General features: G+C 42.5%; 3 protein-coding genes. All 3 read left to right on the plus strand.

Going from position 1 to position 13559, the window contains the following annotated elements:
* The first annotated feature begins 493 nt into the window (after positions 1-493).
* The 3 genes from JKA74_RS04905 (at position 494) to JKA74_RS04915 (ending at position 13266) form a co-directional block, all read left to right on the plus strand.
* Positions 494-5506 carry an Ig-like domain-containing protein gene (locus tag JKA74_RS04905; RefSeq protein WP_201430030.1) on the plus strand — a complete coding sequence of 1671 codons (5013 nt, stop codon included), beginning with the start codon at positions 494-496 and terminating at the stop codon, positions 5504-5506.
* 92 nt (positions 5507-5598) lie between these two features.
* Positions 5599-11691 carry an Ig-like domain-containing protein gene (locus tag JKA74_RS04910; RefSeq protein WP_201430031.1) on the plus strand — a complete coding sequence of 2031 codons (6093 nt, stop codon included), beginning with the start codon at positions 5599-5601 and terminating at the stop codon, positions 11689-11691.
* 42 nt (positions 11692-11733) lie between these two features.
* Entirely contained in the window at positions 11734-13266 is a 1533-nt protein-coding gene (locus JKA74_RS04915) for a PorP/SprF family type IX secretion system membrane protein (RefSeq protein WP_201430032.1), read from the plus strand.
* Positions 13267-13559: the final 293 nt, after the last annotated feature.

A 13559-nucleotide genomic window follows, 5' to 3' on the forward strand; every position in this document is an offset into this window, starting at 1 on the left:
CAATTTTGCCTTAAGCGAAAAAGCGGGCTGGAGGGTAAAATGGCGGGCCAGCGTTGACATTTGTGGGTAGGAGCATCATTTTACCAAGATTTTTCGCATACTTTTTTATCAATGGAAAAAGTATGAAACATAAACGAGCTTAATAATCCAAAAGCAAGTAATTTAATGCTTATTTCTGTTCTATGGGACACCTTTATAATAAAAAAGTGCCTTTAAACCAAAAAAAATGTAGTACCAAAGTATTACCGAGGAAAACAGAACAAAAGAAACTAACAGGCCAGACTTCCTTTATTGTTGTTTACGCCATATTTCGACTGTCTGCGCCAAAAATTGAATAAATCATCTCATTTTATTTTTCTTAGTAGTTGTTTTACCATTTTTAAAACTTTTTCACCACTTAATTCAGGATTTATATCATTCAGATAAGGATGTGCCAGGTCATGAATTAGATAAATTAAGACATGATAAGTCATTTGCATTAACTCACATGTTTATGAAAAGAATATTTTTGATTTTTTTTACTTCAGTAACATTTTTATTTATTTCTATTACGGTTGATGCACAACGACCACCGGTAGTAGCTGGTTTTACGGAATCACCATCAATTGGATGCAAATTAAATCATACAGTGTTCTTTACTGATTTATCAGAAAATCCCGATATCTGGTTATGGAATTTTGGAGATGGATCTACATCAACAAGTAAAAATCCAATTCATCAATATACCTCAGCAGGTAGTTTTAATGTCAGTCTTTTTGTTCAAGATACGATCAATGGTGATTCCGATGAAATTTCAAGGATTATAACTATTGGGGTTTCTACAGTTGACTTTAATGCTTCTTCAACATTTGGATGTGGCCCTGTTACAAGTAATTTCACCGATGCATCCAGTATAGACGGGGCCGGATCTATAGTGTCCTGGTTATGGGATTTTGGTGATGGAACAACCGCTACTGAACAAAACCCTTCCCATACCTATAATACCCGAGGTACTTATACGGTTGCTTTAACCATAACATCTTCTCTGGGGTGTACAAAAACCAGAACCAAAACAAATTACATACAAGTAATTGGGCCTGATGTTAAATTTACAGCCAGTCATACAGGTGATAATTATACCTTTATAAATGCCACAATATCCGGAGCTCCGGTAGTTAGCAGTTTGTGGACTTTTGGAGATGGCGCAACTTCTACTGATTTAAATCCTACCCATACTTATACCACAACTGGGGTCTTTGATGTGAGCCTCACTGTCCAGGATCTTGATGGATGTTCCCGTACATTGACCAAAACTAATTTTGTAAATACGATTTCCGGAGCTTTTGATGTCTCTCAGGCCATTTTCACAGGCGCTCATGAACGATTTTCAGTAGCTGCTGAAGTATCTGGCCCCAGTTCTTTGGCTTTTAATCCTGATGGCACAAAAATGTTTGTATTAGATGAGATTAACAGTTTTATCAATGAATACAATCTATCCTCTGCCTATGATGTTTCAACAGCCGTTTATGCCGGAGATTCAGAACGTTTTTCAGTAGCCGCACAGGAGGCAGCTCCTAGTTCTGTTGCTTTTAGTACCAACGGCAATAAAATGTTTGTGATGGGGTTTGGTGGAGATGATATCAATGAATATCATCTGGCTACTGCTTTTGATATATCAACGGCTGTTTATGCAGGAGATAGTGAACGGTTTTCAGTAGCAGCACAGGACACTCACTCTAACTCTCTTACATTCGATCAGGATGGCACCAAAATGTATATGGTGGGAAGTGATGATGATGAGGTTAACGAGTATACCTTGTCTGCGGCCTTTGATGTTTCGACAGCTGTTTACCAAACTACACTTTCGGTAGGTGCACAGGACGGATCTCCTCAATCAATAGCTTTTGTAGGCAATGGATTTAAGTTATTGATGATGGGATCAGCAGGAGATAACATTAATTTATACAATCTTACTACTGCCTTTGATATTTCCACTGCCAGTTATTCCGGAGATGCAGAACGTTTATCCATAGCAGGGCAGGAATCCCAGCCAACTTCTTTTGCTTTTAATGCAGATGGAACTCAATTGTATGTTATTGGGCAAGTAGGGAAAGATATTAATGTCTACTCTCTTGCCAGCCCAGTCATTACAGGAGCAGCTGCCAACCAGGCAGTAAATGACACTTCCTCCATTAGCCTTTTTTCAACTATCACAATTCAAGACCCTAATGGTGATAATGTTTTGGTCACTATTACTTTAGATGATAATGCCAAAGGAGTATTGACTGGCACAGGATTGAGCGGTACAGGCCCTTATACTTTAGCTAGCACAGATGCAGCAAGTTTGCAAGCAAGTTTAAGGACTTTGGTTTTCAGCCCTACTGAGAACAGAACAACTACATCTGAAACTTCCACATTTACTCTCGAAGTAAGCGATGACAGCTTTAGTGATACTGATAATATTACCACTGTAGTTTCCAGCGCTGTGGCACCTTCTGTAGTTATTTCAAGTGTGGACACTGACCCTATAAATGGGACATTTACCGCAACTTTTACTTCCTCGGAAAATGTAACAGGTTTTGAGATCAGTGATATCACAGTAGGAAATGGAACAGCCAGTGATTTCACAGAAACCAATGCTTCCGAATATACAGCTTTGATCACTCCAATAACAGATGGAGCAGTCACTATTGATGTGGTAGCCAATGTAGCCGAAGATGCAGCCACAAATGGTAACACTGCCGCTGCCCAGTTCAGTATTGAAGCAGATTTGACTTTGCCAACAGTAGCTATAACGAGTACTGCCCCTGACCCAACCAGTGCTGCTTTTACGGCAACTTTTACTTTCTCGGAAAATGTAACAGGTTTTGAAATAGGAGATATTACGGTAGGCGATGGAACCGCCAGTGATTTTGCTTCGACCAGTGCAAGTGTTTATACAGCTTTGATCACCCCAACTGCTGATGGAACAGTCACTGTTGATGTAGCAACCGATTTGGCACAAGATGTAGCCACTAATGGAAATACAGCAGCTACTCAGTTCAGCATAGAGGCAGATTTGACAGCCCCAACACTTACTATTACCAGTGCAGCTGCTAACCCAACAAATGGAGCATTTACCGCTACTTTTATTTTCTCAGAAGAAGTAACCGGTTTTGAGGTGGATGATATTACAATAGGCAATGGAACCGCCAGTGATTTTGCTTCGACCAGTGCCAGTGTTTATACAGCTTTGATTACTCCAACAACTGATGGAACCGTAACCATTGATGTAGCAGCGAATGTAGCGCAAGATGCCGCTACTAATGGCAATACAGCAGCAGCTCAGTTTAGTGTGGAAGCAGATTTTACTGATCCCACCATAACAATAACAAGCCTGGTAGCTGACCCAACCAATGGTGCATTTACAGCCACTTTCACCTTCTCGGAAGAGGTAGCTGGGTTTGATGTTACTGACATCACTGTGGGCAATGGAAACGCTGGAAGTTTTGCTGCCACTAGTGCTTCGGTATACACCGCTGAAATCACACCTACTAGTGATGGAACGGTGACCATTGATGTGGCAGCCAATGTAGCACAAGATGCAGCCACCAATGGAAATACGGCAGTAACCCAATTTAGCATAGAAGCTGATTTGACAGCTCCAACAGTAAGCATTACCAGTGCTGCTGCCGATCCAACCAATGCTGCTTTTACGGCAACTTTTACTTTCTCGGAAAATGTAACAGGTTTTGAGATCGGGGATATTTTGGTAGGTAATGGAACGGCAAGTGATTTCATAGCAACGAGTGCTTCGGAATATACTGCATTGATTACTCCAACAACTGATGGTACAGTCACTATTAATATGGCAGCCGATGTAGTTGAAGATGCAGTCACCAATGGAAACATGGCAGCCGATCAATACAGTATAGAAGCAGATTTGACTGCACCGACTCTCACAATTTCCACTGAGGCTACTGATCCGGTCAATGGAGCTTTTATAGCTACTTTCACCTTTTCAGAAAATGTCACAGACTTTGAGGTGGCAGATATAAGTGTGGGTAATGGAACGGCCGAAAATTTTGCTTCGACCAGTGCAAGTGTTTATACAGTTTTGATCACTCCAGCAACAGATGGAACGGTCACTGTTGATGTAACAGCCGATGTGGCACAAGATGCAGCGACTAATAGAAATACAGTGGCAACCCAATTCAGTATAGAAGCTGATTTGACAGCCCCAACACTAAGTATCACCAGTGCAACTGCCGATCCAACCAATGCTGCTTTTATGGCAATTTTCACTTTCTCAGAAGAAGTAACAGGTTTTGAAATCGGGGATATCACGGTAGGCAATGGAACAGCCAGTGATTTTACTGAAGTCAGTGCTTCGGAATATACGGCTTTGATCACCCCAACTGCTGATGGAACAGTCATTATTAATGTGACAGCCAATGTGGCTCAGGATGCAGCCACTAATGGAAATAGTGCGGCAACCCAGTTCAGTATTGAATATGATGGTAGTGTTGCTGAAATTATCTGTCAGGACATTACCGTACAATTGGATGCCAACGGTATCGCCAATATTGAAGCTTCGCAAATCGATAATGGGTCTTCCGATAATTACGGAATAGCCAGCATGGCATTAGATATCACTACTTTCGATTGCAGTAACATTGGCGATAATGAGGTGGTTCTTACAGTGACTGATTTCAATGGAAATACAGGCACCTGCCTTGCGGTTGTCACTGTTGAGGATACAAGCCCTCCAATAGTGGTAGTACAGGACATCACATTGCCCTTAAATACAAATGGACAAGCCTCCATTACTGTTGACGACATTGATAATGGCAGTAGTGATAATTGTGGTATAGCAAGCAGAATCCTTGATGTATCTGCTTTTGATACACCTACAACACCATCGATCATGGTTACATTAACAGTAACCGACTTTAGTGGCAATACTGCTTCGGCTTCGGCCACCATAACTTTTGGGAAAGTAGCCCAAGCCATTTTGTTTGAACCATTGGCAGATAAAAAAGTAGGGGCGGATCCGGTCACGCTCCAGGCAACGGGTGGCGGGTCTGGTCTGCCGGTTACATTTTCAATATCAACAGAACCTGCGACAGGCGTGGCCTCTATAATAGACAACATGATCATTATAGAAGGCCCTGGCATGGTTACAGTGACAGCAAGACAGGCCGGTAATGATGTGTTCGAGGCTGCACCAGCTGTATCTCAAACTTTTGAGATACAATCCAATGAGCTCTTCCTGCCTACACTTTTTAGTCCGAATAAGGACCAGCTTAATGACAGGTTCATTGTACGAGGTGGGGGAAACGTTGACACAATTGAGCTTAAGATATTTGACAGGGACAATAACCTGGTTTTTAGCTCCAATAGTTTGACGGATCTCTTTCAGATGGGTTGGGATGGAGAAGAACAGCCCCAAGGAGTTTATATCTGGGTGGTAAAAGGAAGCTTTACGGATGGCGCCCCGGTACTTATTAATGGTAAAAATACCGGTATCATCAGGTTGATTAGATAAATAATTATGGAGCTCAGTAGTTTTATTCAGGTCATAATCATTTGTGGAATTAGATCAGGGTATTCCAGAGTGTTGAATTAGAAAAATAAGATATGAGAAGTGAATTATTGGACAACATCCAAAAGAACAAGCAAGATTATAATAAAGAAGGTTCTTTAAGGCTTTTTGCCCACAGGCTAGCGCTAATTGCTTTTTTCTCTCTGACCCCTGTATCATTTATTTTTGCCCAATACGAATACGATGTATCCAAAGCGGTCTATAATGGAGATGCGGAACGTTTTTTCATCGGCACTCAGGAGGCTACGCCATACACGATGGCATTCAATAATGATGGAACAAAAATGTTTGTCACAGGATCATCTAGATTCATTTATGAATACAATCTGAGTGTTGGTTATGATGTTTCTACAGCCACATATGCCGGAGATGGGGAACGATTCAATCTCGCAACCTGGATTAATTCTCCACGAACCTTGCGCTTCAACGGTACGGGTATGAAAATGTATGTATTGGACTATGGAAATGAGGATATCACTGAATTTGATCTTACTGTTGCATACGATGTTTCTACTGCTTCCTATAGCCAGGAGTTCGATACAGCTCCCCATTCGATATATCCGTTCTCCTTCACCTTCAGTACTGACGGAAGCAAAATGTACGTTGTAGAGTTTGCAAATGAAACCATTATAGAATATACGCTTTCCACCAATTTTGATATTTCTACTGCCGGTCACAGTTTTACCAAAAGTATTTCCGCTCAGGAACCTTTTCCGTATTCAATCAGGTTTACACCGGATGGCACCAAAATGTATGTAACGGGACAACGATATGATGCCATCTCTCAATTTTCTCTCTCCACAGCATTCGATCTCTCAACGGCTACCTACGATGGGAATGCAGAGCGATTTTCCATTTTAGCTCAGGAATCCCAGGCCACTTCTATGAATTTCAATTCGGATGGCTCCAAACTGTTTGTCCTTGGACTCAATGGTAAGGATGTAAATGAATACCTGCTAATTAATTTCGCTCCCGAAATTGGTGGTACGGTAGCTGGCCAGTCGGTAAATGACAACGAACTTATTAGTCCTTTTAGCACAGTAACCATTGCAGATGCAAACAGGGATCAGGTTTCAGCAACTATAGAGTTGGATAACTATTCGAAAGGAGTACTTACAGGTACGGGATTAAGTGGTAGTGGGCCGTATACTTTATCAAGTGCAACTGTAGCCAACTTGCAGGCGGGCTTACGGGCTTTGGTGTTTAATCCTACAGATGGCCGGGTGACTTTTGAAAATACAGAAACTACCAACTTTTCGCTTACAGTATCTGATGGTACTTTGAGCGATGTGGATAATATTACCAATGTGGTATCTACATCTGCCACTCTTTTTCTTTCAAGTATTGAGGTTTCGGGTAACCCGGTAAGTACAGCCAACACCGTAGATTTCATAATCAGCTTTAATGGAGCAGTAACAGGCGTAGATCTTAGCGATTTTACTTTGGACAATTCTGCCGGAGTAAGTGCCAATCTGGCGAGCATAAGCGGCAGTGGAGACACCTATACAGTGACAGTAGATAATATCACTGGCCATGGCATACTCTCCATTGATTTGAAAGATAGCGGTACCGGAATTGCCTCTGGTGGCACACCCATAAGTGGTGGCTTTACCAACGGTGCCTATCATGAGGTGGGAGATGCCTTTGACGTTTCCAAAGCCATATTTGACGGTGATGAAGATCGTTTTTCTGTGGCTGCTCTGGGCTCGGAGCCTACTTCGTTTGCTTTTAATAACGATGGCACCAAAATGTTTGTATTGGAAGCTAGTGGAGACGACATTAACGAATACACACTTTCTACCGCTTTTGATGTATCCACTGCCATTTACGCAGGAGATGCAGAGCGGTTTTCAATAGCCGCACAGGAAATATTCCCTGCTTCGTTTGCTTTTAATAACGATGGCACCAAAATGTTTGTATTGGGAGTTTCTGGGAAGGACATTAACGAATACACACTTTCTACCGCTTTTGATGTATCCATTGCTGCTTATGCAGGTGATGGTGAACAGTTCAATGTGTCCATCCAAGAGACAAGTCCCTATTCATTAGTCTTTAATAATGATGGAACTAAAATGTTTGTATTGGGAGTTTCTGGGAAGGACATTAACGAATACACACTTTCTACCGCCTTTGATGTATCCACTGCCGTTTACGCAGGAGATGTCGAACGGTTTTCGGTGTCTGCGCAAGAAAGTTCACCTCTTTCGCTTGCCTTCAATAACAGTGGCACCAAAATGTTTGTCATGGGAGCTGATGGAGACGATATTAATGAGTATGACCTGGCCACCGCCTTTGATGTATCTACAGCGGTTTATGCAGGTGATGGTGAACAGTTCAATGTGTCCATCCAAGAGACAAGTCCCTATTCATTAGTCTTTAATAATGATGGAACTAAAATGTTTGTAATGGGGCAATCGGGCAGAGACATCAACGAATATTCCTTGGCAGCACCTGTAGTTACTGGAGCGGTGGCCAATCAGGCAGTAAATGATAATGCCACCATCAGCCCCTTTGGAGCCATCACCGTGGCAGATCCCAATGGAGACAATGTCTCCGCCACCATTACTTTAGATGATGATACCAAGGGTGTTTTAACTGGAACCGGATTAACAGGAACCGGCCCTTATACCTTGGCCAGTACCGATGCGGCCAGTTTACAAGCTGCATTAAGAGCACTTGAGTTTAACCCAACGGACAGCAGAGTTGCCCCAGGCAGTACAGAAACAACTACATTTACTTTACTCACCAGTGATGGGATATTTGACGATATAGACAGCAGGACGACAGTGGTGTCAAGCCCTATAGCCCCAACCATTGTTTGGAGTAGCCTCGCAAGTTCGCCAACCAATGCTTTTAGTATTACCGCCACTTTTAGTGAGCCTGTTACAGGTTTTACCATAGATGACCTGACAGTAGGTAACGGGACTGCCAGTAATTTTGTGGCCACCAGCTCTAGTGTTTATACCGCCACAATAACTCCTATTGCCGATGGAACAGTCACAGTTGATGCGGCAGCAGGTGTTGCTCAGGATGCTGGAGGAGTAGATAATATTGCGGCCTCCCAGTTCAGCATTACTGCCGATGTAACAGTTCCTACAATTACCATTTCCAGCTCTGTGGCTGACCCAACCAATGACGCATTTATAGCCACTTTCACTTTTTCAGAAGATGTCACAGGTTTTGAGGTGGATGATATTACAGTAGGCAATGGAACCGCCAGTGATTTTGCTTCGACCAGTGCTAGTGTATATACAGCTTTGATCACCCCAACTGCTGATGGAACAGTCACTGTTGATGTAGCAGCCGATGTGGCACAAGATGCTGCCACCAATGGAAATACAGCAGCTACCCAGTTCAGTATAGAGTTTGACATTACTGCACCAATAGTAAGCATCACCAGCGCAGCTGCTAACCCAACAAATGGAGCATTTACTGCTACTTTTACTTTCTCAGAAGAAGTAACAGGTTTTGAGATCGGGGATATTACAGTAGGCAATGGAACAGCCAGTGATTTTGCTTCGACCAGTGCCAGTGTTTATACAGTTTTGATTACTCCAACAACAGATGGGTCAGTCACTATTGATGTGGCAGCCGATGTGGCACAAGATGCAGCCACTAATGGAAATACAGCAGCTGCCCAGTTCAGTATAGAGTTTGACATTACTGCACCAATAGTAAGCATCACCAGCGCAGCTGCTAACCCAACAAATGGAGCATTTACTGCTACTTTTACTTTCTCAGAAGAAGTAACAGGTTTTGAGATCGGGGATATTACAGTAGGTAATGGAACCGCCAGTGATTTTGCTTCGACCAGTGCCAGTGTTTATACAGTTTTGATCACTCCAACTGCTGGTGGAACGGTCACTATTGATGTAGCAGCCAACGTGGCACAAGATGCAGCTACCAATGGAAATACCGCAGCAACCCAGTTCAGCATAGAGGCCGATTTGACAGCTCCAACAATTGCTATCACCAGTCCAGCCACTGACCTAGCCAATGGAGCTTTTACAGCAACTTTCACCTTTTCAGAAAATGTCACAGACTTTGAGGTTGGCGATATTTCCGTGGGAAATGGAACGGCCAGTGATTTTGTTTCGACCAGTGCCAGTGTTTATACAGCTTTGATCACTCCAACAACAGATGGTACAGTCACAGTTGATGTGGCGGCTAGCGTAGCACAAGATGCAGCCACCAATGGAAATACAGCAGCTGCCCAGTTCAGCATAGAGTTTGACATTACTGCACCAATAGTAAGCATCACCAGTACTGCTGCCGGCCCCACCAATACTGCTTTTATGGCAACTTTCACTTTCTCGGAAAATGTAACAGGTTTTGAGGTTGGCGATATTTCTGTTGGCAATGGAACGGCCAGTGATTTCATGGCAAATAGTGCTTTAGAATATACAGCTTTAGTTACTCCTACCGCTGATGGAACTACCACTATTGATGTAGCAGCCGATGTGGTACAAGATGCAGCCACCAATGGAAATACAGCAGCTGCCCAGTTCAGCATAGAGTTTGACATTACTGCACCAATAGTAAGCATCACCAGTACTGCTGCCGGCCCCACCAATACTGCTTTTATGGCAACTTTCACTTTCTCGGAAAATGTAACAGGTTTTGAGGTTGGCGATATTTCTGTTGGCAATGGAACGGCCAGTGATTTCATGGCAAATAGTGCTTTAGAATATACAGCTTTAGTTACTCCTACCGCTGATGGAACTACCACTATTGATGTGGCTGCCAACGTGGCACAAGATGCCGCCACCAATGGAAATACTGCGGCCACCCAGTTCAGCATTGAGGCCGATTTGACAGCTCCAACACTTGCTATCACCAGTCCGGCCACTGACCCAACCAATGGAGCTTTTATGGCAACTTTCACTTTCTCAGAAAATGTAACAGGTTTTGAGGTGGACGATATTTCTGTGGGCAATGGAACAGCCAGTGATTTCACAACAACTAATGCTTCGGAATATACGGCATTGATCACTCCAGCAACTGATGGAACGGTCAATATCGATGTGGCCGCCAATGTAGCACAAGATGCTGCCACCAATGGAAACACGGTAGCTGCCCAGTTCAGTATTGACTATGATGGTAGTGTTGCCGAGATCATTTGTCAAAATATTACCATACAATTGGATGCCAACGGTATTGCCAATATTGAAGCATCTCAAATCGATAACGGTTCTTCCGATAATTACGGAATAGCCAGCATGGCATTAGATATCACTACTTTCGATTGCAACAACATTGGTGATAATGAGGTGGTACTTACAGTCACTGATGTCAATGGCAATACAGGTACCTGCCTTGCGGTTGTTACTGTAGAGGATGTAACGCCTCCGGAAGTAATTGTCCGGGACATCACACTTCCATTGGCCCCAAATGGGCAAGCCTCTATTACCATAGACGACATTGATAACGGCAGTAACGATAATTGCGGCATAGCGAGCAGAATCCTTGATGTGTCTGCTTTTGATACACCTACAACAGCATCGACCATGGTTATATTAACAGTAACCGACTTTAGTGGCAATACTGCTTCGGCTCCGGCCACCATAACTTTTGGGAAAGTAGCCCAAGCCATTTTGTTTGAACCATTAGCAGATAAAAAAGTAGGGGCGGATCCGGTCACGCTTCAGGCAACAGGTGGTGAGTCCGGCCTGCCCGTAACATTTTCAATAACTACAGAACCTGCGACAGGCGTGGCCTCTATAATTGACAACATGATCATTATAGAAGGCCCTGGCATGGTTACAGTGACAGCAAACCAGGCTGGCAATGACGTATTCCTGCCAGCTGAAGAAGTATCCCAAACTTTTGAGATACAATCCAATGAACTCTTCCTTCCCACACTGTTCAGCCCAAACAATGACCAGGTCAATGATAGCTTCGTCATAAGGGGCGGGGGAAACATTGCCACAATCGAGCTGAAGATATTTGACAGGGACAATAACCTGGTTTTTAACTCCAATAGTTTGACAGACCTCTTTCAGATGGGTTGGAATGGAAATGAGCAGCCCCAAGGGGTTTATATATGGGTGGTAAAAGGAAGCTTTACGGATGGTGCCCCGGTACTTATCAATGGCAAAAATACCGGTATCATCAGGTTGATTAGATAAATTAGGATGAATCAAGTTATGGAAAATTTAAAATCAAATTTTATGATGTTTAATAAGAAATTACTCCCTTTATGTATGGTGGTTTTCATGTTTTTAAACTTTGAAACACATGCACAGGAGCCTAATTTTAGTCTGTATCACTACAGTCCGACTTTCACCAACCCCGGAAGGATAGGTGCTGAAGAAGATGTGCGTATCATGTTCAATTACCGTAATCAGGCCATAGACCTGGATAAAAACTTTACTACTTCCTCTTTTTCAGCCTACTATCCGGTTTATATTGGAAGACACAGGTTGGTGGCTGCAGCCAGTTTTTTAAATAATCAATCTTCTGATATCCTCACCATCAATGGTGGGATGGCGGGTCTGGCTTATAGCCTTCAGACTACCACCACCTCGGCACTTAGTCTGGGTATCCAGGCTGGATATTTTCAACGAAATCCGGGTGACAATTATACCACTGACGATCAATATGTGGATGGGGTTTTTAATCCAGGAGCAGTTTCAGGGGATGCTGCCTTACAGGTGAGAAAGGCCTATCCTGCTTTTAGCGGAGGGCTCTACTATAAAGTAAAAGATGGGGCAGGCTTGGAAAAGGCATTTATTGGGGCTTCCATATTTAATATCAATAAACCCAATGTATCACTCGCCAGTAATGAAGGTGATGATTTGCCTATGATATTTAAAAGCACAGCTGGCTATAGAGTCTACCATAATACACTTTTTTCTGTAATACCTAATGCAAGGTGGGTTGGCCAGGTCGGTACCCACTTTTTCAACCTGGGTTCAAGATTTGGTTATGAGCTAAACAAAAAAGGTACTCATAAAATAGAGTTGGGCATATGGTATAACACCAACCATTTAGGTGTGTTTTCCCTGGCATACGAGCAACCCCACTTTACCATTGCCGCAAGTTTTGACCAACCAGTAGGTACAGACCTAAGCAAAGCACAGAATAGCATTGTGGAACTGGCCATTTCATACAGATTGAAGAAGAAAAATAAACCTTCCTTTGACAAAAACAGTCAGCCAATAGCTGAACCTGTAGAGAAGAAAGAGGAAGAAATAACAGAAGAAGTGGTTGTAACAGAACCACAAAAACCTCTTCAAGAACTTCCAAAAAATGATGAGGATGTAGAAATACCTAGTAGCATAAGGGAGCAATCCGAACAGGAAACATTCCCAATATCCCCTGATACTAAGCGTAGAGAAAGTCTGACCGTAGCTGAAGAAGCCGTTCTCGCCCGGACTGTAAAGTTTGACTTTAATTCAGAAAACCTGGATAACGAGTCAAAAGCATTTCTTGATGAAGTGGTCACCATTTTAATAAACAAGGAAAACTTCAATATAGAACTGAAAGGCCATAGCTGCAACCTGGGGCCGGAAAACGTCAACCAGGAACTTTCATTAAAAAGGGCAGGGATAGTAAAGGAATACCTAGTGAAAAGAGGAGTGGACCAAGATAGATTTACAGTAATGGGAATGGGTGAATCCGACCCCTTGGAAGATAACAGCTCACAGGAGGGCCGGGAACACAACAGAAGGGTGGAGTTTAAGGTGGTTTATGAAAAATAAAATGGTGATTGTATTCAATATATAAATTAATAGGTAATTTAATTATCTGGACTAATTCCAAAAAGAATAAAAATCAAAATAATATTTTGTTTATTGAAAAATCTTTCCGAACATTGCAGCGTAATAAAAAAGAGATATGCGTCAATATATACAACATAACATTTGTTTAGAACTACCCAAAAGTAATCCGTTTGCGGATTTGGGGAGGTATTGGCTTGGATAGAAGTAATTTACTAAAAATAAATTAAGAAACCCGAGCCATATGGTTCGGGTTTTTTTATTTATAGCTCATT

This window comes from Marivirga aurantiaca (assembly GCF_016679925.1).
GTDB classification, from domain to species: Bacteria; Bacteroidota; Bacteroidia; order Cytophagales; family Cyclobacteriaceae; genus Marivirga; species Marivirga aurantiaca.